17 protein-coding genes are annotated in these 20,885 nt (G+C 75.8%); 6 read left to right on the forward strand and 11 right to left on the reverse strand.

Annotated features, from left to right (window positions below; all coding sequences use genetic code 11):
- Positions 1-106: 106 nt before the first annotated feature.
- The 3 genes from ACZ4M8_RS13640 to ACZ4M8_RS13650 are packed head-to-tail and all read right to left on the reverse strand — an operon-like array spanning position 107 to position 3,670.
- Positions 107-520, reverse strand: coding sequence for a DUF742 domain-containing protein (locus ACZ4M8_RS13640; protein ID WP_467606606.1), 414 nt, complete (start codon positions 518-520; stop codon positions 107-109).
- Between the two features lie 13 nt (positions 521-533).
- A complete protein-coding gene (locus ACZ4M8_RS13645) occupies positions 534-980 on the reverse strand; it encodes a roadblock/LC7 domain-containing protein (protein WP_467606607.1) in 447 nt (148 codons plus the stop codon).
- Complete coding sequence (locus ACZ4M8_RS13650) at positions 977-3,670, reverse strand: sensor histidine kinase (protein ID WP_467606610.1); 2,694 nt, start codon at positions 3,668-3,670, stop codon at positions 977-979. The genes ACZ4M8_RS13645 and ACZ4M8_RS13650 overlap by 4 nt, the downstream gene beginning before the upstream one ends.
- Before the next feature lie 369 nt (positions 3,671-4,039).
- Between ACZ4M8_RS13650 and ACZ4M8_RS13655 the strand changes: the two genes are divergently transcribed.
- Positions 4,040-4,402, forward strand: coding sequence for a hypothetical protein (locus tag ACZ4M8_RS13655; RefSeq protein WP_467606613.1), 363 nt, complete (start codon positions 4,040-4,042; stop codon positions 4,400-4,402).
- A gap of 35 nt (positions 4,403-4,437) precedes the next feature.
- Here ACZ4M8_RS13655 and ACZ4M8_RS13660 read toward each other — a convergent pair whose 3' ends face one another.
- Positions 4,438-4,770 (reverse strand): bifunctional 3-phenylpropionate/cinnamic acid dioxygenase ferredoxin subunit, encoded by a 333-nt coding sequence (locus tag ACZ4M8_RS13660; RefSeq protein WP_467606616.1) that lies wholly within the window; start codon positions 4,768-4,770, stop codon positions 4,438-4,440.
- Between the two features lie 213 nt (positions 4,771-4,983).
- Here ACZ4M8_RS13660 and ACZ4M8_RS13665 point away from each other — a divergent pair, with 213 nt between their 5' ends.
- Positions 4,984-5,790: an IclR family transcriptional regulator gene (locus ACZ4M8_RS13665; RefSeq protein WP_467606618.1), complete on the forward strand. Its 807-nt coding sequence runs from the start codon at positions 4,984-4,986 to the stop codon at positions 5,788-5,790.
- Positions 5,791-6,223: 433 nt separating this feature from the next.
- A complete protein-coding gene (locus ACZ4M8_RS13670; RefSeq protein ID WP_467606621.1) occupies positions 6,224-7,309 on the forward strand; it encodes an S-(hydroxymethyl)mycothiol dehydrogenase in 1,086 nt (361 codons plus the stop codon).
- Positions 7,310-7,433: 124 nt separating this feature from the next.
- On the opposite strand, the gene ACZ4M8_RS13675 is transcribed toward ACZ4M8_RS13670, so the two are convergent.
- The 7 genes from ACZ4M8_RS13675 to ACZ4M8_RS13705 all read right to left on the reverse strand — a co-directional run bounded on the left by ACZ4M8_RS13675 (position 7,434) and on the right by ACZ4M8_RS13705 (position 18,228).
- Positions 7,434-12,077, reverse strand: a complete 4,644-nt coding sequence (locus ACZ4M8_RS13675; RefSeq protein ID WP_467606624.1) for a hypothetical protein — start codon at positions 12,075-12,077, stop codon at positions 7,434-7,436.
- 46 nt (positions 12,078-12,123) lie between these two features.
- A complete protein-coding gene (locus ACZ4M8_RS13680; protein WP_467606626.1) occupies positions 12,124-13,038 on the reverse strand; it encodes a hypothetical protein in 915 nt (304 codons plus the stop codon).
- Between the two features lie 109 nt (positions 13,039-13,147).
- Positions 13,148-14,674 (reverse strand): hypothetical protein, encoded by a 1,527-nt coding sequence (locus tag ACZ4M8_RS13685; RefSeq protein ID WP_467606627.1) that lies wholly within the window; start codon positions 14,672-14,674, stop codon positions 13,148-13,150.
- A 185-nt stretch (positions 14,675-14,859) separates the two neighbouring features.
- Positions 14,860-15,504: a pyroglutamyl-peptidase I gene (pcp, locus tag ACZ4M8_RS13690; RefSeq protein ID WP_450958825.1), complete on the reverse strand. Its 645-nt coding sequence runs from the start codon at positions 15,502-15,504 to the stop codon at positions 14,860-14,862.
- Positions 15,505-15,589: 85 nt separating this feature from the next.
- Entirely contained in the window at positions 15,590-16,558 is a 969-nt protein-coding gene (locus tag ACZ4M8_RS13695; protein ID WP_467606629.1) for a DUF979 domain-containing protein, read from the reverse strand.
- Complete coding sequence (locus ACZ4M8_RS13700; protein WP_467606631.1) at positions 16,555-17,310, reverse strand: DUF969 domain-containing protein; 756 nt, start codon at positions 17,308-17,310, stop codon at positions 16,555-16,557. Before ACZ4M8_RS13700 ends, ACZ4M8_RS13695 begins: the two co-directional genes overlap by 4 nt.
- Before the next feature lie 174 nt (positions 17,311-17,484).
- Entirely contained in the window at positions 17,485-18,228 is a 744-nt protein-coding gene (locus tag ACZ4M8_RS13705; RefSeq protein WP_467606633.1) for a GntR family transcriptional regulator, read from the reverse strand.
- Between the two features lie 254 nt (positions 18,229-18,482).
- On the opposite strand from ACZ4M8_RS13705, the gene ACZ4M8_RS13710 reads away from it, so the two are divergent.
- From ACZ4M8_RS13710 to ACZ4M8_RS13720, 3 genes are read left to right on the forward strand one after another with little or no spacing between them, the layout of a single operon-like run.
- Entirely contained in the window at positions 18,483-19,262 is a 780-nt protein-coding gene (locus ACZ4M8_RS13710) for a LamB/YcsF family protein (protein WP_467606636.1), read from the forward strand.
- On the forward strand, positions 19,259-19,894 hold the full coding sequence (gene pxpB / locus ACZ4M8_RS13715) for a 5-oxoprolinase subunit PxpB (protein ID WP_467606638.1): 636 nt from the start codon (positions 19,259-19,261) through the stop codon (positions 19,892-19,894). The genes ACZ4M8_RS13710 and pxpB overlap by 4 nt, the downstream gene beginning before the upstream one ends.
- Positions 19,891-20,760, forward strand: a complete 870-nt coding sequence (locus ACZ4M8_RS13720; RefSeq protein ID WP_467606641.1) for a 5-oxoprolinase subunit C family protein — start codon at positions 19,891-19,893, stop codon at positions 20,758-20,760. The genes pxpB and ACZ4M8_RS13720 overlap by 4 nt, the downstream gene beginning before the upstream one ends.
- Positions 20,761-20,885: the final 125 nt, after the last annotated feature.

The following is a 20,885-nucleotide window of genomic DNA, read 5'->3' on the forward strand; positions in this document are numbered from 1 at the left end:
AGGACCCCGACCGGGGTGATGGCGCGTCAGCAGGACCGTAACAAGGGGGCGCCGACGGGACGGCGCCGGGCCGTGGCCGGACCCGGGCCGTCCGTCACGCGGCCGTTCACAGGGCGCGCAGCCCGTCGATCACCTCGCGCAGCACCTGTTCGTCGGGGAGTTCGGCGGGCGGCACCGGGCGGGTGAGGTGGACCAGCCCGGCGTCCAGCAGATCGCCGATGAGCACCCGCACCACGCCGACCGGCAGGTCGAGGTCGGCGGCCAGCTCGGCGACCGACTGCGGCGCCGCGCGGCACCATTCGACGATGTCGAGCTGCTCGGGCGTGAGCGTGTGGTCGCCGTCCGGCGCGTCGTACCGGCTCTCCGTGATCACCAGGGCGATCAGGTCGAGGCGGTCCTCGGACTCCGTGCGGGTGCGCCCGCGCGTCATCGCGTACGGGCGGACGACGGGGCCCGCCTCGTCGTCGTACCAGCGTGCCGCTCCGCCGTGGCGGGCGGCCGGTTCGGCCTGTCCGGTCATGTCCTCACCGCTGTCACCTGCCGGTGGGCGCACCATCGCGCGCGGCGGTGGCCAGGTGCGTGCCCACCCGCTTGACGAGGAGCGTCATCTCGTAGGCGATCAGGCCGACGTCGGACTCGGCGTCGGCGAGGACGGCGAGGCAGCTGCCGTCGCCGGCCGCGCTGACGAAGAGGAACGCGTCGTCCAGTTCGACGAGGGTCTGGCGGACCCGGCCCGCGTCGAAGTGGCGGCCGACGCCCTTGGCCAGGCTGTGGAAGCCGGAGGCGACGGCGGCGAGATGCTCGCCGTCCTCGCGGGTGAGGTCCTTGGAGGCGCCGGTGGCGAGGCCGTCGCTGGAGAGGATGAGGGCCTTGCGGATGCTGCCGACCCGCTCGACGAGTTCGTCGAGGAGCCAGTTCAGCTCACCCGAGCCCTGCGGCGTGAGCGATGCGGTGGTGGCTGCTGCCTGCGGTGCGGTCATGGACCGTCCCCTCCCGGTGTGGTTCTGGATGCTGTCGTGTCCCCGTCGTCCCCGTCGCGGCCGGTGGCGTCCCGGGGCGCGGGGTCATCGGGCTCAAGGTCCTCGCCCGTGTCGCGGCGGCCGCGCCGCCAGCCGCTCTGGAGCGCGGCCATCCGCTTGCGGACCTCCTCGGCGTCACGGTCGTCGTCGGCCGCGGCCGGCGGTCCGTCACCGGTCCGGCGGTCCGGGTCGTTCCGCAGCTGCGGGGCGAGGCTGGCCTGCCGCACCCGGCGGGGCAGTCCGCCGGGCGTGTTCCCGGGGGCGGTGGGGCGGTCCGCCGGGCCGTCGCCGCCGGACGCCGCCGGGGGGTCCGCGTCGGCCGGGCGGGGGTGGCCGGACGGCTCGGTGTCCGGGTCACCGGGTCCGCCCGCGTGGGCGCGCGGTTCACCGTCGTCGACGGTGCGGCCGTGGTCGGAGACGAGCACCGGCGGGCGCGGGCGGCGGCGCGGCAGCGGGGCCGGGCCGTCGTCGGGTGCCTGGTGCTCGGCGGGGGCCAGCCGGGGCCGCGGGACCAGGGCGGGCGACGGGGTCGGGCCGGTGGGCGCGGTGCGGCGGCCGCGGGTGTGGGCGCGGAAGACGCCGTCCTCGTCGTCGAGCGGTTGCGGGGCGCCGGCGGATTCCGGCCGCCCGTCCGCCACGGCGCGGGGGCCGTGGGCGCGGGCCTCGGCCAGTGCGGACGGCTCGCCGGTGACCGGTTCGAGGCGGGGCAGGACGGGGCCCTTGTCCAGGAGGACGCTGCCGGTGTCCTCGCCCTCCCCGGCCTCGGTCAGCAGGGCGCCGGGCAGGAGGACCACCGCGGTGGTGCCGCCGTACGGCGAGGGCTGGAGGGAGACGCGGACGCCCTGGCGCTGGGCGAGGCGGCTGACGACGAACAGGCCGAGCCGGTCGGTGTCGGACAGCTCGAACTCGGCGGTCTCGGCGAGCCGGAGGTTGGCGTCGAGGAGCTGGTCGGGGGGCATGCCGAGGCCGCGGTCGTGGATCTCCAGGGTGAAGCCGTTGGCGACGCGTTCGCCCACGACCTGGACGGCGGTGTGCGGCGGGGAGAACACCGTGGCGTTCTCCAGGAGTTCGGCGATGAGGTGGGTGAGGTCAGAGACGGCGGGGCCCTCGACGGCGAGCCGGGGCAGCCGCCGTACCTCGATGCGTTCGTAGTCCTCGACCTCGGCGACGGCGGCGCGGACCACGTCCATCAGCCGGATGGGGTTGCGCCACTGCCGGGAGGGGGCCGCGCCGGAGAGGATCACCAGGCCCTCCGCGTGGCGGCGCATACGGGTGGTGAGGTGGTCGAGGCGGAAGAGGTCGGCGAGTTCGTCGGTGTTCTCGGTGCGGCGCTCCATGGCGTCCAGCAGAGTGAGCTGACGGTGGAGCAGCACCTGGCTGCGGCGGGCGAGGTTGACGAAGACCTCGGAGACACCGCGCCGCATGTCGGCCTGTTTCACCGCGGCTTCGACGGCGGCCCGCTGGAGGGTGTGGAGGGCCTGGCCGACCTGGCCGGTCTCGTCCGGGCCGAACTCCCGCCGGGGAACCTCCGCCTCGATGTCGACCCGCTCGCCCGCGGCGAGGCGCCGCATCACGGCGGGCAGCCGGACGCCGGACACCTCGTGGGCGGTCCGGCGCAGTTCGGTGAGGTCCTTGACGTGCCGGCGGGCGATGCGGGAGGAGACGATCAGGGAGATCAGCAGGGCGACGAAGCCGAGGACACCGGCGACGGCCGCCTTGGCGACGACGGCCAGGGCGACCGGCCGGACCCGCTCGCGGTAGTGCTCCCCGGACTCCTGGCCCATGCGCTGGAGGTCGTCGAGGACGGTGGAGGCGAGGACGTCCCAGCGTTCGGCGTTGACGGCGTCGGGGGCGGCGTCCGCGCCCGCCGCCACCACGGCGTCCTCCGCCGTCTCCAGTTCGCGGATCTTGGCGGAGTGCCAGTAGTCCTCGTAGGCGGCGCGTTCGCGGGGCGGCAGGAGGGGCAGGTTGGTGCGCATCAGGACGCGGCGTTCGGCGATCTCGTCGGAGACGGTGCGCAGGTCGATCTTGGTCATCCGGCCGGAGGCGAGCGCGGCGGAGAGCAGCGCGTCCTCACGGGCGAACGCCTCCCGGGCGCGGTCGAGGGTGACCAGCGCGCGGCCCTGCTTCTCCAGGTCGACGTCGTGCAGCACGCGCAACGCGACGATCAGGTCGTACTGCGCGTCGATCATCGAGGCGTACGCCTCGAACGCCTCGTCGCGGGAGGTGGTGTTGTCCTCGACCTGGTGGCGCAGGGAGGCGAGCGGGGAGAGCGCTCCGACCGCGTCCCGCAGGGCGGTGGCGGTGGTGCGGCCGAGGTCGTCGTGGACGTCGGGTGCCTCGGCCTCGGCGCGGAGCCGGGCGAGGGATTCATCGGTGGCCCGGGTCTGCTGCTGGAGTTGGGGCAGGGCATCGGCCTGTCGCCGGTCGGCGAGGTACATCAGGCTCTGCCGCCGCTCACGCTGAAGATCCTCGACGAGGTTCATGGCGGGGCGGCCGAGGCTGCGGATCACCCGGCCTGTGGTGAGCAGTTGGTCCGCCTCGCGCCCGGTGACGTACGTCGCGAACGCCCACATGGCGCTCAGGGACACCATCGGTACGAGCAGCAACGCCACGATCTTCCGGCGGATCGACTTCCCGCGAAAGCGCATGGCCTCCCCCAGTCAGCCCCGGCGGCCGGGGGTGGTGTTCCGTCAACAAACGGCGCGAGCCTACTACTGCACGGCGGCCAACCCGAAGACCCGGCCGGACCTGGGAGGAAAGTCCGGGCGGGGATCGCCCGGTCTTGTCCGTCGATTCCCGGACAAGGCGGCCGCCGAGCGCCGGTGTGGCACCCGGCGCCCCCGGCCACCGTCCCGCGCCGTGGCCGGAATTGCCCCACCCCGGGTCACCCGTGCGTGGCGGCGTGGGTGACGATGGCGGCGGCGCCGGACGTCCGGGCGGCACGCGGCCGTCACCGGCGGGCGCCCCGCGCGCCGGGCGGAGTCCGGGGCGGCGGTCCGTACGGGGAGGGTGAGGCGTTGAGGGACACCGGCAGGCGCCCGTTGTGGCAGGAAGAGCCCGCGGCCCGGCGGCGGATGGCCGATCCGGTGCGGACGGCGGCGGTACGGGCGGTGATCATCGTGGCGCTCACCCTGATCCAGGCCATGATCGCGTTCCTGGGGACGCTGGCCGGGTCGTGGCTGGCGTTCCCGGCGGTGATCTGCTCGATAGCCAGCACGGTAGTGGCGACCTGGGCGGTGCTCGACGTCTGGGTGACCCGACAGGTCTGGACCCAGCGGTACGGCGTGCAGTCCCAGCCCAGCAGTACGGCGCGGGAGTTGCGCCGGGAGCGGCGGCGGGCACGGCGGGAGGAGCGGCGGGCCGGGGGCGCCGTCGGCTGACGGGCGGCGGCGGGCCCGTCGCTCCTCCCGCCGGTTCAGGCCACGGCGTCGTCGCGCACCGCGGGGCGTACGTGGAGGACGCCGTCGATCACGGTGACCTCGTGGGTGCGGACCGGGCGGCGGGCCGGCAGGCAGGTCGCGGCGCCGGTGCGCAGGTCGAACAGGGCGGCGTGCAGCGGGCATTCGACGAGGCAGCCCTCGACGTACCCCTCGGAGAGGGAGGCGTCCTGGTGGCTGCAGAGGTCGTCGACGGCGTAGAAGCCGCCGTCCTCGGCGTGGAAGACGGCGATGGCGGGTGTGTGGTCGCCGACGGTGATCCGGACGGCTTCGCCCTCGGGAAGATCGTCGGTGCGGCAGACGGGAATCATCTGGTCCCCCTCGCGCTGATCGGTATCATGGCGTTGTGAATAACGCATCGTGGAGCACGATGCGCAACAGAATCCAGGCCGTGGGGCGGGGGCGTCAAGGTCTTCGGGCCGTTTCTCCCGGCCCCGGCTCGCCAGGGATCCCGGGCCCCTCACGCGCCCCACGGGCTCCCTCCGACGCGCCTTCAGGGGCCAACGGACGGTGACAGGAAGTCCATGTCGAACACGAGCGATACCGCAGCGGAGCGGCCCGACGAGCGGCGCGGCGGGGCGGGTTCCGTCCAGTCCGTGGACCGGGCGGTGAGCGTGCTGGAGCTGCTCGCCCGCCTCGGTGAGGCCGGAGTGACCGAGCTGTCCGAGGAGTTGGGCGTCCACAAGTCCACCGCGTTCCGGATCCTGGGCGTGCTGGAGAACCGCGGACTGGTCGAGCAGGAGAAGGAGCGCGGCAAGTACTTCCTCGGCGCGGGGGTGCTGCGGCTGGCGGGCGCCGCCGCCATCCGTCTCGACATCTCGCAGGAGGGCCAGCCGGTGTGCCGGGCGCTGGCGAACGGCACCGGGGAGACCGCCAACATCGCGGTGCTGGACGGTGACGCGGCGGTCAACATCATGCAGGCGCGCGGCTCGGCCGCGGTCACCGCGTACAACTGGCTGGGCCGCCGTACCCCGCTGCACGCCACCGCGAGCGGCAAGGTGCTGCTGGCCCATCTGCCGCGCGAGCGCCGGGAGCGGTTGGCGGGGCGGAAGCTGGCCCGGTTCACGGAGCACACGCTGACCTCCGCCGCCGCGCTGCGCGCGCAGCTGACCGGCGCGTTCGAGGACGGATTCGCCTGCTCCACCGAGGAGTTGGAGATCGGTCTGAACGCGGTGGCGGCGCCGGTGCGGGCGCACGACGGCGCGGTGATCGGCGCGATCGGTGTCTCCGGACCGGCGTACCGGATGCGCCGCGCCCTCCTGCCGGAGCTGGCCGAGCGCGCGGTCGAGGCGGCGGCGGACCTCTCCCGGCGGATGGGGCACGCGGGGTGAGGGCCGGTCAGGGCCGGTGGGGCGAGTGGCGTTCGGTCGCCGGGAAGCCGGCGGGGACACGGGAGCTGACCGGTGCGACGAGGGGGCCGGGTGCGCGGGCCGGAGCCACGCGGGAAGGCCGGGCCGGACGCGGGACGCGGGCGCGGACCGGCCCGCCGGACGGCCCGGCGGAACGTAGGCCGCGGGGCGCGGCCCGGCCGCCCCGCGGCCCCCCGGGTGGCGCAAGACGGCCCTTGACGGATCGGGGGCGGACTTCCAGCATGTCTCCTATCGCGCAACTCGACGCGCGATGGGCAACATCGGGGCGGGGGCGGTCCACCGGCCCCCGCACTCCCCCACGCCTGCGCAGCGCACCACCCCTCCCAGGCATCCGTGCCGACTCTCTCGTGCACCCGCCCTGCCCGCGTCGGCAGGCGCTGTTTAGGAGTGAGACATGCCGCACGAAGTCCGCGCCGCCGTCGCCGTCGCCCCGGGCACACCCGTCGAGGTGCTGCCGGTCCTGGTGCCCGACCCCGGCCCCGGCGAGGTCCTGATCTCCGTCCAGGCGTGCGGGGTCTGCCACACCGACCTGCACCACCGCGAGGGCGCCGCCGGCGCCGCCTTCCCCTATCTGCTCGGCCACGAGGCGGCCGGGATCGTCGAGGCGGCCGGGCCGGACGTCGCCGATCTCGCCCCCGGCGACTTCGTCGTCCTCGCCTGGCGGGCGCCCTGCGGCCGGTGCCGCTCCTGCCGCCGCGGCCGCCCCTGGTACTGCTTCGACTCCCGCAACGCCGCGCAGCCGATGACGCTGCGCGACGGCACCGTGCTCACCCCGGCGCTCGGCATCGGGGCGTTCGCCGAGAAGACCCTGGTCGCCGCCGGGCAGGCGGTGAAGGTCGATCCGGCGGTGACACCGGAGGCGGCGGGCCTGATCGGCTGCGGGGTGATGGCCGGGTACGGCGCCGCCGTGCACACCGGGGGCGTCGGCAGCGGTGACACCGTCGCGGTCATCGGCTGCGGGGGCGTCGGCAACGCCGCCATCGCCGGTGCCTCCCGGGCCGGGGCGCGCCGCGTCATCGCCGTCGACATCGACGACCGGAAACTGGACGCCGCCGAACGCTTCGGCGCCACCGACACCGTCAACTCCCGCGGTACCGATCCCGTCGAGGCGGTCCGCGCGCTCACCGCCGGGTTCGGCGCGGACGTCGTCATCGACGCGGTCGGCCGTCCGGAGACCTACCGGCAGGCGTTCTACATGCGCGATCTGGCCGGGACGCTGGTCCAGGTCGGCGTACCGGAGCCGGACACCCGCGTCGAACTGCCGCTGGCCGACCTCTTCGCCCGCGGCGGCGCCCTCAAGGCGTCGTGGTACGGCGACTGCCTGCCCAGCCGCGACTTCCCCGTCCTGATCGACCTCCACCTCAGCGGCAAACTCGACCTGGACCGCTTCGTCACCGAGACCATCGGCCTCGACGACGTCGAACCCGCCTTCACCGCGATGCGGCGCGGCGAGGTACTGCGGTCGGTCGTGGTGCTGTGAGGGCCGCTCGCATCCGTACGGACGCGGGCGGCCCGGCCGGACGAGGGCGGGCGCGCGGCTGAACCGCCGTGCCGGGCGGTCCGGCCGGGACGGGCGGCAGGCGGCGGGCCTCCCGCCGTGCGGGTCAGCCGCCCGGGGCCGGCTCCGGGGACTCCTCCGGGCGCTTGTACATCCGGGTAGCGGTGATCTGGCCGTGCACCGCCTCGCCGGACGGATCGGGCTGCGGCAGGCCGGGGCGCAGGTGCTCCTCGACGCTGATGTACTTCAGGCCCGCCCGCAGGTCCGCGTCATTGCGCAACCTGATGACCAGCGGGAACTCCGCCAGCGCGGTGGTGTCGAACAGGCCGGTGGTGTAGAGCAGCTGGACGCCGAGCGCGTCCGCGACGGCCCGCTGGAGCTCCAGCAGATACGTGGCGTTGGCGCGGCCGATGGGGTTGTCCAGGAAGAGCGTGCCCGCGTGGCGCTGCTTGTCGCGGCCACGGTCGTTGCTGCGCAGCGCGGCCATCGTGCAGTACAGCGCGATGGCCGCGGTCAGCAGCTGGCCGCCGGAGAAGACATCGCCCATCTGACCGACCGGCACCCGCTCGGCGCGCAGCACCGCGTCCGGCTTGAGGATCTCCACGGCGACGCCGCGCGGCGCCAGTGCGGCGGCCACCCCGCGCAGCAGCAGGGACATGCCGTCGCGCCGCAGATCGCTGTTCTTGCGGACGGCGGCGCGGGTCGCCTCGTCGATGACCTCGCCCAGCCGCTCGGTGAGGGTGGCCTGGTCCGGGTCGTCGAAGCGGATGCGCAGGAACTCCTGGCCCGACCACTCCCCCAGCCCCTCCGGCAGCCGGGACAGGCGCTGGGCGGAGCGGAGCGTGGTCAGCGAGGACTCCACCAGACCGCGCAGCCGGTCCACGATGGAGTCGCGGTTGCGCTCCAGTTGGTCCAGCTCGTCGGTGAGGACCCGCAGCCGGGGCGCGAACGCCTCCGCCCACTTCGCGGCGTGCTCCGGCAGCGCCGCCGCGGGCAGCTCCCGGATCTGCTGCCGCGCCGGGGTGCGGACCTGCTCGAAGCGGGTGGCGTTGGCGTGCCGGACGAGGACGTCGCAGGCATCGCGGACGGCGGCGTCGGCGGCGGAGAGGTCCTGGGCGCAGCCGCGCAGTGAGCGGCGGGACTCGGCCGCGGCCCGGCGGCCCTCCTCCAGCCGTCCGGCGTACGGCCGGGCGGGCTCCTCCGCGAGGTCGTCGGCGGGCTGGGCCTCGCGCAGCAGATCGCGCAGGAGCGCCGCGGTCTCCTCGAAGCCGCCGGCCGCCTCCTCGGCAGCGCGGTGGCCGCGCAGCAGCTCGTCGTGGTGGGCGCGGGCGGACTCCAGCGCCTCGGTGGCGGTGGCCAGTTCGCCGGCGGCGGTGCGCAGCAGTTCTTTGGCGCGTTCCGCGTCGGCGGGCACCTGATCCTCGGGGAGGTCGGTGTGGGCCGTGCCCTCGGCGGGCGCCAGCCGTTCGGCCTCGCCGCGCAGCCGGCCCAGCTGTTCGCTGGCGGTCGAGGCGCGCGTCTCCAACATCGCGACCAGCGCCTCGGCTCGGCCCGCGGCGGCCTGCCGGGACGGGCCGTCGGCGGCGTCCGGGCTCTCCAGCAGCGCCTCGGCGCGGGTGCGGACCTTGTTGGTCAGGCGGTTCAGCTCGGCGAGGGCGGCGGATTCGTCGCCCTCGGCGCGGGCCTGTTCGGCGCGGAGGTCGGCGCCGACGCCGACCTTCTCGTACAGCTGGGAGGCGGCGCGGTACGCCTCGCGGAGCGCGGGCAGCGAGGTGGGGGCGCCCTCGGCGGCGGGGCCGAGGTCGTCGGGGACACCGGCGATCTCGGCGCGTTCGGCGCGCAGGGCGCGGGCGGTGCGGTGGGCGTCGTCGGCGGCGCGCTGGGCGGCCCGGCGGTCCTCGTCCGCGGCGCGGGCGCGGTCCACGCACTCCTCGGCGCGGGCCTCGAACTCGGCGGCCTCGTCGGCCAGCTCCCGCATCCGGGACTGCCAGCCGGCGCGCTCGCGCAGCCGGTGGGCGAGGCCCGCGAGGAGGTCGGCGGAGCGGCGGGCGCGCTGGGCGGCCTCCTGCCGTTCGTCGCGGACGGCGCTCGCCTCGGCGGCGGCCTCGTCGGCCTCGGTGCGGGCGGCGCGGGCCTCGGTCAGCTCGGCGGCCGCCTCCTCCGCCGCCGTACGGGTCCGCTCGGCGTTCTCGGCCAGCTCGGCGAGGTGGCCGGCCGGGCAGCCGGCGCGCCAGGAGGTGAGGCGGGCGGCGAGGGCGCGGTCGGCGGCGAGGCGGGCGGCGAGGGCACGGATCTCGTCGTCGCGGCCGACGGCGCGGGCGCGCAGGGCGCGGCGCTCCTCGTCGGCGGCGGACTCGTCGTGCATCGCCGGGTTCGGCGGGACGAGGAAGACGCCGGAGTCGGCGGCGGAGGTGTCGGGGGCGGGGGCGAGAAGGGCTTCGGAGGTGCCGACGGCGACCGCGGAGCGGGGCAGCAGCGCGGCGGCGGCGAGGATCTCCCGGGCCCGCGCATGGGTGCCCGGATCGGTGATGATCACGCCGTCGACCAGCTCGGGCCGGGCGGCGAGCACCCGGGCGTGGTCGGCGGGGTCGACGGACTGGGCCAGATAGCGCCAGCCGGGCAGGGCGGGGACGCCGTGTTCGCCGAGGTATTCGACGGCGGCCAGGACGTCGGGGCCCGGGGGCAGCAGTCCGCCGTCGCCGAGGGCGCCGAGGATGCGGGCGTCGTCGGCGGCTGCGGTGCGCAGGTCGAAGAGGTGGCGCTCGGCGGAGGCGACGCCGTCCTCCAGGAGTTCGCGCAGGGCGTCGGCGTTGCGGTCCAGTTCCTCGGCGGTGAGCGGGCCGGACGGGGTGCCCTCGGGTGGACCGCCGTCGGCCGGGGTGTCCGTGGCGCCGGTCTGCGGCAGGCCGAGGAGGTCGGCGAGGCGCGGTTCGGCGCCGAGGGCGGCGGCGGTGGCGCGCTCGGCCTCCCAGGCGCGGGCGGCGGCGGTGGCGGCGTCCTGGGCGCGGGCGGCGGCCAGCTCGGCGGTGGTGTGCCGGGTGGTGGCGCGGCGGGCGTGGTCGGTGGCGGCGCGGGCGGCCTCGCGGGCGGTGTCCCAGGCGGCGACGGCGTCCTTCTCGGCGTCGGCGGCGGCGAGGGCGGCGCGGGCCGGGTCGGCGTCCGGGGCGGTGTCGTCGAGCCAGCCGGCGCGGACCGCCTCGGCGGTCTCCTCGGCGACCTCGGCGAGCCGCTGCCCGAGGTGGTCGGCCTCGCTGCGGGCGCGCTGGGCGTGGGTGGCGGCGGCGGTGGCGTCGCGGTGCGCGCTCTCCCCGGCCTCCTGGAGGGCGGCGGAGCGCTCCTCATCCTCGGCCGCGAGGCGTTCGCCCGCCTCGGCCGCGGTGTGCAGGGCGCGGACGAGGTCGGCGGCGGCGGTGGCGCGGGCGGCCAGGGCCGGGGCGGCGTCGCGTTCGGCCTCGCGGATGGCGGCGGCGACGCGGGCGGATCGGTCGGCGGCGGCGCGGTGGCGCAGTACCGTCTCGGCGGCCTGCCAGGCGCTGTGGAGCGTCCGGGCGTCGTTCAGCTCGCGGCGCTGGGCGGCGGCGCCCTTCTCGGCGGCGGCCAGCGCCAACGACGCGTGGCGGTAGGCGAGTTCGGCGGAGACCAGGGCGCGGCGGTCGCGGAGGCGTTCGGCGTCGGTGGTGCGGTGGGCCGCGGCGGCGACCTGTTCGGCGAGTTCGGCGGCGCGGCCGTGCTCCTCGGTGGCACGGGCGTGCAGCTGCCGGGCGAGGGCGCGGGTGCGGCGTTCGGCGCCGGTGTGGACCTGGCGGGCCTGTTCGCGGCGGTCGGCGGCCTCGGCGATGGTGGTGAGCAGGTCGAGGGAGCCGGCGGTGAACTCGCGCTCGGCGGTCAGCTCGGCGCGGCGGCCGAGTTTGTGGGCGAAGCCGTGGACGAGGTCGGCGAGGCCGTCGGTGTCGCGGGTGTCGGTGACGGCGCGGAGCAGCAGGTCGGTGAAGTCGGAGTCGTTCTTCACCGCGAAGAGGCCGGCGGCCTCGCCCTCGTCGGCGTTCATCTCGCGCTGGTAGCGGAAGAGTTCGGGGTCCAGACCGAGGTCGCCGAGGTGTTCGTTCCAGCGTTCGTGGATCTCCTCCCAGACGACGTCGAGGCCCGGGTAGTTCTTGCCCGCCTCGGTGAGGACGTCGCGGAAGCCCTTCATGGTGCGGCGGCGGCCGCGGGCACCGGAGGCGCCGTCGCCGTCCTCGGTGCGCGGCCGGACGACGGTGGCCTCGGCGACGGGCAGCGCGTCCAGGCTCATGCCGGGGCCGGGGCGGAAGCTGTACCACGCCTCGGCGAACTTCCGCGGGTCGTTGGAGACCTGGCGGCCGCGCCACTCGCTGACCTTGCCGACGACGACGGACTCGCCGGTGACGGTGTGCTGCCACTCCAGGGCGACGTGGCCGCAGTCGTCGGCGAGCAGGAACTTGCGCAGGACGCCGGAGCTGGCGCCGCCGAGGGTGTTGCGGTGGCCCGGCAGCATCACCGAGAAGATCAGTTTGAGCAGGACGGACTTGCCGCCGCCGTTCTCCAGGAAGAGGACGCCCGCGGGGGCGGGGCGGCGCGGCGGACCGGTCGGTTCGTCCTCGAAGAAGTCCGCCTGGGCCGGTGCGGGCTGCGGTACGGGGGCGCCGACGCCGCGCAGGTCCAGCACGGTGTCGGCGTAGCGTGCGCCGGCCGGTCCGATGGAGTAGAGGCGGACCCGGGACAGCTCGTACATGGCGGACTTTCGTTGTCGGAGGTGGGCGGGGAGCGGCGGCGGACGGTCAGGGGTTGTGGAACGGGAGGCCGGCGTCGGCCACCAGGTCGAGCGCGTCGCTCTCCTCGCCGGGCAGCAGGGAGGCGGTGCCGTCGGCGACGGGGACGACGCCCAGCTGGAGCAGTTCGCTCATCGCGGCGCCGCCGGCCAGGTCGCGGACCTGGAGCTGGTAGCGGGCGGTGGTGCGGTAGGTGCCGCCGGCGTCGTCGCCGGTGCGCTGGAGGAAGCCGGAGTCGACGAGGAAGGTGACGGCCTTGGCGATGATGCCGGTGGTGGAACCGGCCAGCCGCCGGGCGTCCTTGGTGGCGCCGGTGGCGCTGCGGCGGGCGTAGACGCGCCAGGCGGCCTCCAGACCGGGGGCGCCGGTGGCCGGGTCGGTGTTCTCGCCGCTCTCGGCGGCGCGCTCCTCCAGGCGGCGGCACGCCTGGCGGACGAAGGCGTCGACGCCGTTGACGGTGAGACGGCCGATGTAGCCGTCGTCGGCGAGGTCCTCGGGGCGGGGGAAGGCGAGGGCGGCGACGGCGAGGTGGGCCAGTCCGTGCAGGAAGCGGTCGGCGGAGTCGGCGGAGGCGCGGCGGGCGTAGTCGCCCATACGGACCGCGAAGACGGAGTCCTCGGCGGCGGTGACGGCCATCCCGGCGCGGGTGGAGACCTCCAGGACGACGAGGCCGAGCCCGGCGGCGACGGCGTCGGCGAGCCGGGCGAAGGCCGGGTCGTCGCGGTGGCGGCGCAGCAGCTCGGCGTATTCGGCGTCGCGGGCGGGCAGCAGCTTGGGCTGGAGGCCGAAGGCGACGAGCCGGGCCGCGTCGGCGGCGTCGGCGGGGGTGACCGGGGCCGCGGCGGCCCCGTCCGCGGTGGCGCCCCGTCCGGGCGCGGACGCCTGCTCCGGCTGCGGCACCTCATCGGCGGCGTACTCGGTCACGGTCGGGGCTCCTTGCGGGGGACGGACGGGGCGGGGCGGGCGGGCACCGTACGGACGCGGCCGGCGGCCGGCGGGCGGCACCGGTCCCGTACGGGCCGGGGCGCGGGCATCAGGCCACCTCCGAGCGGTCGGCGGCCATGCCGGCGGCGTCCAGGAGGGCGGTGCCGACGATGAGGTCGGCGCCGCCGAACTCGGGGTCGGTCAGCTCTTCACCGTCGTCGACGGCGAAGAGGAGTTGGGCCTCGCCCTGGCGGTAGGCGGTGCCGACCGGGGGGCTGGCGGCGTGCACCGCGAGGAGGGCCACGAGATAGGCGAGGTCCGGATCGCCGGTGCGGCGGGCGTCGGCGAGCAGACCGGAGAGGCGGCGCGGGGCGTCGGCGGGCAGGTCCAGCAGGGCCATGGCGGCGTCGAGCTGCGCCTCGCTGAAGCGGCTGTCGTCGGGGGTGGCGACGAGGTCGGGCTCGGGCATCTCGGCGCCGAGGTGCTCGCGCTCGGCGGGCGGGGTGAGCAGGGTGTCGACGAGGTCGCCGACGCGGACGGCGGCGGGGGTGCGCAGCCCGGTGCCGTGGGTGAAGAACGTGTCGGTGACCCGGCGGGCCTGCTCGGTGGGGAGCGGCAGCAGCGGGGCGACGAGCTGGCCGTAGAGGTCGAGGCCGGAGCGGGCGGTGGGGGCGGCGAACGCCTGGCGGTCCTGCTCGGCGCGGAAGAGCGGTCCGGCCTCCAGCAGCCGGGACTGGAGCTGGGTGTGGCGCCGGATGCAGTCCTTGACGATGTCGACCAGCTCGGCGGCGCGGCGCTTGTGCTCGGGCTCCTCGGTCTCGTCGCGGGCCTTGCGGATGTTGGTGAGGATGGCGTTCTCGTGGCGGTAGCGGTCGGCGACGTGGTCGAGCGCTTCGGCGATCATGTCGGGGACCGTCTCCAGCCAGTCGACGGCGCGGACGTTGCGCCGGGTGGCGTCGAGGGTGCGGCGCAGCGTCTCGGCGTACTGGACGGTGCGGTAACGGGCCTGTTCGGCGGCGAGCTGGGCGTCGGCGAGGCGGCCGCGGCTGATCAGCACCTCCAGCTTGACCTCGGCGGCGATCTGGGCGCTGGTGACGTCGGTGTCGAGGGCGCCGACGAGGACGTTGACCGCTTCGTCGGTGGTGCGCAGGAAGACCGCGCCGCCGGCGCCGGGGACCTCTTCGATCAGCTTGAAGTCGTAGTCACGGCGGACGTAGGTGCCGGTGGTGTCGAACGTGCCGTAGACGGCGCGGAAGCCGCGGTCGACGCTGCCGACGTTGAGGAGGTTCTCCAGCACCCAGCGGGCGACGCGCTCGTGCTCGGCGGCGGGGCGGCCGGGGGCCTGGGCGGCGATGCGGGGCAGCACCCGGGCCACTATCTCCTCGTGGTCCGCGCCGGTGTCGAAGTCCATGTGGAGCGTGACCAGGTCGATGACGGCGAGCGCCACCTCCGCCATGGCGTACCCGCCGTACTCGCCCGCGAGGTTGGCCTTGCGCGCGTCGAGGTCGTGCAGCGGCGCGGTGCACGCGAGGGCGCGCAGGCGGCGGGCCAGGCCCTCGTCGGCGGCGGGGCCCGGCGCGGGCCGGTGGGTCCCGGCCGGCTGGGGCGCGGCGGCCCCCGGAGCTGGAAAAGTCACGTCGCACAGAGTAAGCGCTCGCACTGACAACGGACGAAACGGCGGCGCCCCGGGCTGCCGCAGGGGCGCGTTCCGGCCGGTCAGCCACGGTGAGCGGGCCGCCCACGGCCGGTGACCGCGCGTACCCGGACCGCGTCGGCGGACGGTCCGGCCCGCCGTCCGCCGAGCCACGGACCGGGCCGGGGTCAGTGGGTGGCGCCGCCCGGCAGCCGCAGGTCCTCGCGGGTGGTGGCGGCGGTCGCCGCGATCTCGCGCAGCGCGCGGGCGGCGGTCTCCACCGGCAGCGACGGCTGCGCCCGGCCGGTGACCTGCTCGGGGGCGTAGGGGACGTGGACGAAGCCGCCGCGCACGGCGGGCAGCTCGGTGGCGATGAGGTGGGCGAGGGCGTAGAAGACGTGGTTGCAGACGAAGGTGCCTGCGGTGTGCGAGAGCGAGGCGGGCAGCCCCGCGGCGCGGACGGCGGCCACGCACGCCTTGACCGGGAGGGTGGCGAAGTAGGCGGCGGGGCCGTCCGCGACCACGGGTTCGTCGATCGGGGCGGCGCCCGCGTTGTCGGGGATGCGGGCGTCGTCGAGGTTGATCGCGACGCGTTCGACGGTGATGTCGGGGCGCCCGCCGGCCTGCCCGACGCAGATGACGACGTCGGGCCGGTGCTCGGCGACGGCGGCGCGCAGCACGCGGGCGGCCTCGCCGAAGACGCAGGGCAGTTCGGCGGTGCGCAGCTCCAGCCCGGCGGGCGGTTGCGCGGCGGCGGCGCGGACCGCCTGCCAGGACGGGTTGGTCTTCTCGCCGTCGAACGGTTCGAAGCCGGTCAGCAGGACCCGGGTCATGCGGTTCTCCTCGGTGGGGGCGGCCGCCCGGTACGGCGGGCGGCCGGGTGGCGGGTCGGGGGCGGCCCGTCCGGTGGCGGCTCGGTCAGAAGGCGAAGAGCGCCATGATCACGATGTTGCAGCCGAGCAGGACGCCCGCGGTGGGCAGCTGCGCCTTGATCGGCCCGTACTGGTCCTTCAGCTCCAGGAGGGCGGCCGGGACGATGTTGAAGTTGGCGGCCATCGGGGTCACCAGCGTGCCGCAGAATCCGGCGAGCATGCCGAGGGCCAGGACGGCGGGCGCGTTGCCGTGGAAGTGCTCGACGAGGACGGGCCAGCCGACGGCGGCGGTCATGACGGGGAACGCGGCGAAGGCGTTGCCCATGATCAGGGTGAAGCCGAACATGCCGAGGCAGTAGACGACGACGGCGATGTAGAGGGAGTCGTCGGGCAGCACCGCGGTGGTGATCTTCCCGACCTGGGTGCCGACGCCGGAGACCTGGAAGATCGCGCCGAGCGTGGCGAGCATCTGCGGGAGCAGCATCGCCCAGCCCATGGACTCCAGCATCGAGCGGCCGGAGGTGACCGGCACCGACAGCCGCTTCTCGCGCAGCATGACCATGGCGACGACGAGTGCGACGGCGGAGCCGATGCCCAGCCCGAGGATGGTCTCGCTGCCCTCCTGGAGGACGGGCTCGCCGCCGACGCGGAGCCGGGCGACGCCGACGGCGCAGACCAGCGCGACCACCGGGATGGTGAGCGCCGGGACGAAGAGGCGGCTGCCGAAGCGGGCGGCGTGGGCGGTGCGTTCGGCGGGGGTGGTGGTGCGCGGGGCGCCGCGTCCGGTGAGGCCGCAGCCCGCGAGGAGGACCATGACCAGAACCGCGGCGCCCAGGGGTTCGGCGGGCGCGCGGCCATCGACGACCCAGCTGCTGTAGATGAATCCGGCGCCGATCAGGCCCCAGAAGGCGGCGGTGCCCACGCGTTTGGTGTTGCTGCGGTCGGTGAGCATCTGCCCGGCCATCGCCAGGAAGCTGAGGCCGACCAGCCAGTAGAACCACTCTGCCTTGATCATTCGGTGGCCTCCGCCGCGGTGGACTTCCCGGCGTCGCCGGTGGGGTGGACGGGTCCGGCGGGGCGGGTGCTCCCGACGCCGGCGGTGCGCAGTTCGCGCTCCAGACGGCGGTCGAGGCGGAGCATCTGCCAGCCGTGGACGACGAACGCGCAGACGGCGGTGGGGATGGCCCACAGCGCGAGGTGGAGCGGTTCGAGGTGGGTCCCGTAGGTGGTGTTGACGAAGCCGGTGATCAGCAGGATCGAGCCGACGGCGAGGAAGACGTCCTCGCCGAAGAACCGGCCGACGTTGTCCGCCGCGGCGGCGCACGAGCGGATCCGTTCGCGGGCGGCGTCGGTCAGCGTGCCGTGGCGGCGTTCGGCGGCGCCCTCGGCCATCGGGGCGGCCAGCGGGCGGACGGTCTGGGCGTGCCCGAAGACGTCGGTGAGGCCCAGTGCCGCGCCGATCTGCCGCATGCCGAGGTAGAGGGCGAGGAACCGCCCGGTGGTGAGCTTGGCGAAGCGGGCGATCAGGTTGCGGGCCTGTTCCTGGAGGCCGTAGCGCTCCAGGAGGCCGATGACCGGGAGGGTGATGGCGAAGATCGTCACCGACCTGCTGTCGGCGAAGCCCTTGCCGAAGGCGGCCAGCACCTCCTGGGGGGAGAGTCCGCCGAGGAGACCGGCGACGATGCCCGCGGCGCCGACGACCAGCAGGGGGTGGCGTTTCGTGGCGAAGCCGATCACGACCACGAGCACGCCGAGGAGCACGATCATGGGCCCGCCTTCCGCGTACAGGACCTCACGCGGACCGTGAGGATCGTTGAATGGATTGCAGCGGAGGCTAGGCGATTGTTCAACGATCCGACAAGGGGTTCGGGGGCGGGAACTTCCGGCGGCCTCCGGCTCCGTCGCCCGCCGGCCCCGGGCGCCGCCGTCCCCGCCCCCGCGTTACCCCTCGGCGATGAGCCGCGCGTACGCCCCGGAGAGCTGGAGCAGCGAATCCTCCAGGTACGAGCGGAGCAGCTGCTCGGCGGCGATGACGTCGCCCTCCTCCAGCGCCTCGACGATCTGCCGGTTACGGGTCAGATACGGCGCGTGGAAGCGGCGCGGGTCGTCCATCACGTGGAAGACCAGGCGGAGTTCGGCGAGCACCCCGCGCATCAGCTCATCGGTGCGGGGGCTGCCCGCCAGCGCCGCGACGCCCTGGTGGAAGCGGATGTTGGCGGTCGACAGCTCCTGCCAGGCGCGCTCGCGCACCGCCGTCTCACCGGAGCGCACCGCCGCCTCGATCGCCCCGATCGCCGCCCGCGTCGCCTCGTCGTACGGCCCCTGGCCCAGACCGCGGACGGCGGCGCACTCGACGAGCAGGCGGACCCGGTAGATGTCGGCCAGGTCCTCGACGGTCACGACGCGGACGAAGACGCCGCGGTTGAGGCGGTGGACCAGCAGCCGTTCGTGGGTGAGCAGGCGGAACGCCTCGCGCAGAGTGTTGCGCGAGACGCCGAGGGCGCCGCCGATGCTCTCCTCGGAGAGGCGGGCGCCGGGCGGGAAGTAGCCCTCGGTGATGCGGTCGCGGAGGATGTCCGCGACCCGCTCGGCGGTGCCGGAGCGGCCGAGCAGCGCCCGGTCGTCCGCCAGCCCCCCGACATCGACCGGCCGCCGCCGCTCCGTCTTCGCCGCTCCGCCGGCCATCCGGCCCACCCCGCTTCCGCCGTGGCGCCGGTCGTGCCGGCGCCGTCTCGATCGTTCTCCCGTCGGAAGTCAATCCCAGAAGCCGGATCGGAACAACACACCTCTTGTCGGATCGTTCAACGATCGCTACCTTGGGCGCGACGCCGGTCGGCCCGTGCCCTCCGGGAGCGCCTCCGTGGCCCCGGACCGCCGGCCCGCCCCCGCTCCCCCGCGGCCACCGCGCCCCCTGCCACCGAGCCCTGGAGCGGACACCCATGAGTGACCTCGCCGTCCAGCCCGCCGTCATCGACCTCAACGCCGACCTCGGCGAGGGCTTCGGACGCTGGCAACTGACCGACGACGACGCCCTGCTGTCCGTCGTCACCAGCGCCAACGTCGCCTGCGGCTTCCACGCCGGGGATCCCGGCACGATGCGCCGGGTCTGCGAGCGCGCCGCCGCCGGCGACGTCGTCATCGGCGCCCAGGTCTCCTACCGCGACCTGGCCGGTTTCGGCCGCCGCGCCATGGACGTCCCCGCGGACGAACTGGCCGACGAGATCGCCTACCAGATAGGCGCGCTGGAGGTCTTCGCCAAGATCGCCGGGGCCCGCGTCGCCTACGTCAAACCGCACGGCGCGCTCTACAACCGCTGTGTCCACGACGCCGAACAGGCCGCCGGCGTCGTCGCCGGGATCCGCGCCGCGGGCGGGTCGCTGCCGGTCCTGGGCCTGCCCGGCTCCCAGCTGCACGCGGCGGCGCGCGCGGCCGGACTGCCCGTCGTCGACGAGGCGTTCGCCGACCGCGCCTACACCGCCGAGGGCACCCTCGTCCCGCGGAGCGAGCCCGGCGCGGTCGTCCAGGACCCCGAGGAGGTCGTCCGGCGCGCCCTGGACATCGCCCGCGACGGCACCATCCGCTCCCGCGACGGCCGTCCGGTCACGGTCCGCGCCCGGTCGCTCTGCCTGCACGGCGACACCCCAGGCGCCGCCGCGATCGCCCGCCGGGTGAGGGCCGCGCTCGGCGACGCCGGCGTGGTGGTGCGGAGCTTCGTATGAGGCCGCTGCCGGTCGGCGCGCACGGACTCCTCCTGGAGCTGGACACCGACGGCGAGGTCGGCGCGCTCCACGCCGAGCTGCTGCGGCGCGCCGCCGCCGGAGAACTGCCGCCCGTCACCGAGATCGTGCCCGCCGCCCGGACCGTCTTCCTGGACGGGCTCGACGACCCCCGAGGCTTCGCCGCCACCCTCGCCACCTGGGACATTCCGCCGCTCACCGGCGCCGACCGGCCGCGGGTGGAGATACCGGTGGTCTACGACGGCCCGGACCTGGCCGATGTCGCCGCGCTGTGGCACACCACCCCGGACGAGGTCGTCCGCCGGCACGCCGCCACCGTCTTCCACGTGGCGTTCTGCGGCTTCTCGCCCGGCTTCGGCTACCTCACCGGACTGCCCGAGGAGTGGCACGTGCCGCGCCGGGCCACCCCGCGCACCAAGGTCCCCGTCGGCGCGGTCGCGCTCGCCGGACCGTACACCGGCGTCTACCCGCGCTCCTCCCCCGGCGGCTGGCAGCTCATCGGCCGTACCGACGCGGTGCTGTGGGACCCGGCGCGGGAGAGCGCCGCCCTGCTCACGCCCGGCACCCAGGTCCGGTTCGTCCCCCTGGCCCGCGACCCGGAGGCCGCCCGATGACCGATCACTCCTGCCTCGTGGTGCGCGCCGGCGCCCTCACCACCGTTCAGGACCTCGGGCGTCCGGGCCACGCGCACCTGGGCGTGCCGCTCTCGGGCGCCCTCGACGCCCCGGCGCACCGCCTGGCCAACCGCCTCGTCGGCAACCCGGGGACGGCCGCCACCTTGGAGACCACGCTCACCGGGTGCGCCGTGCGGATGCGCCGCGCCACCACCGTCGCGGTGACCGGGGCGCCCTGCCCGGTGACCGTCGACGGGCGGCCCGCCGCCTGGGGCGCCCCGGTCCGGGTCCCGGCCGGTGCGGTCCTCGACGCCGGGCCCGCCGCCCAGGGGCTGCGCTCGTACCTGGCGTTCGGCGGCGGTGTCGCCACCGGGCCGGTGCTCGGCAGCCGCGCCACCGATCTGCTCTCCGGGCTGGGCGGCGATCCGCTCACCGACGGTACGGCGCTGCCGCTCGGTACCGTGCCCGCCGTCCCCGCCTGGGCGGACGCGGTCCCGCAGCCGGGCCCGCCCGCCGAACTGCTGCTGCCCTACCGGCCCGGCCCGCGCGACGACTGGTTCACCGCGCACGGTCACCGCACCCTGGCCACCGGCCGCTTCCGCGTCTCGGCGGCGAGCAACCGCATCGGTCTGCGCACCGAGGGCCCGCCCCTGGAGCGCGCCCTGACCGGCGAACTGCCCAGCGAGGGCATGCCGTTGGGCGCCCTCCAGGTGCCGCCGGACGGACTGCCGGTGCTCTTCCTGCACGATCATCCGACGACCGGCGGCTATCCGGTGATCGGCGTCGTCCCCGCCCGTCACCTGGCCGCCGCCGCCCAGGCCGTACCGGGCACCCCGATCCGCTTCCTGCCGCTGCGCCGGGGGTGAGCACGGGCCACCACCGGCGTACGGACCGAGCCGCCGCGCCGGAGGGGAGGCCGCGCCACGACCGGTGTCCCGGGGGCCGAGCCGACCGGCGTGCGCCCCGGGCCGCGCGCCCCCGCTCACGCCCC

The sequence above is a fragment of the Streptomyces sp. NPDC027185 genome, from assembly GCF_055567035.1.

What these genes read in the sequence shown, in the direction of transcription:
- ACZ4M8_RS13710 (WP_467606636.1), top strand. Translation starts at nt 18,483, where the DNA reads ATGAGTGACCTCGCCGTCCAGCCCGCCGTCATCGACCTCAACGCCGAC.
- ACZ4M8_RS13705 (WP_467606633.1), bottom strand. Translation starts at nt 18,228, where the DNA reads ATGGCCGGCGGAGCGGCGAAGACGGAGCGGCGGCGGCCGGTCGATGTC.
- pcp (WP_450958825.1), bottom strand. Translation starts at nt 15,504, where the DNA reads ATGACCCGGGTCCTGCTGACCGGCTTCGAACCGTTCGACGGCGAGAAG.
- pxpB (WP_467606638.1), top strand. Translation starts at nt 19,259, where the DNA reads ATGAGGCCGCTGCCGGTCGGCGCGCACGGACTCCTCCTGGAGCTGGAC.
- ACZ4M8_RS13700 (WP_467606631.1), bottom strand. Translation starts at nt 17,310, where the DNA reads ATGATCGTGCTCCTCGGCGTGCTCGTGGTCGTGATCGGCTTCGCCACG.
- ACZ4M8_RS13720 (WP_467606641.1), top strand. Translation starts at nt 19,891, where the DNA reads ATGACCGATCACTCCTGCCTCGTGGTGCGCGCCGGCGCCCTCACCACC.
- ACZ4M8_RS13675 (WP_467606624.1), bottom strand. Translation starts at nt 12,077, where the DNA reads ATGTACGAGCTGTCCCGGGTCCGCCTCTACTCCATCGGACCGGCCGGC.
- ACZ4M8_RS13665 (WP_467606618.1), top strand. Translation starts at nt 4,984, where the DNA reads ATGTCGAACACGAGCGATACCGCAGCGGAGCGGCCCGACGAGCGGCGC.
- ACZ4M8_RS13660 (WP_467606616.1), bottom strand. Translation starts at nt 4,770, where the DNA reads ATGATTCCCGTCTGCCGCACCGACGATCTTCCCGAGGGCGAAGCCGTC.
- ACZ4M8_RS13670 (WP_467606621.1), top strand. Translation starts at nt 6,224, where the DNA reads ATGCCGCACGAAGTCCGCGCCGCCGTCGCCGTCGCCCCGGGCACACCC.
- ACZ4M8_RS13645 (WP_467606607.1), bottom strand. Translation starts at nt 980, where the DNA reads ATGACCGCACCGCAGGCAGCAGCCACCACCGCATCGCTCACGCCGCAG.
- ACZ4M8_RS13695 (WP_467606629.1), bottom strand. Translation starts at nt 16,558, where the DNA reads ATGATCAAGGCAGAGTGGTTCTACTGGCTGGTCGGCCTCAGCTTCCTG.
- ACZ4M8_RS13650 (WP_467606610.1), bottom strand. Translation starts at nt 3,670, where the DNA reads ATGCGCTTTCGCGGGAAGTCGATCCGCCGGAAGATCGTGGCGTTGCTG.
- ACZ4M8_RS13640 (WP_467606606.1), bottom strand. Translation starts at nt 520, where the DNA reads ATGACCGGACAGGCCGAACCGGCCGCCCGCCACGGCGGAGCGGCACGC.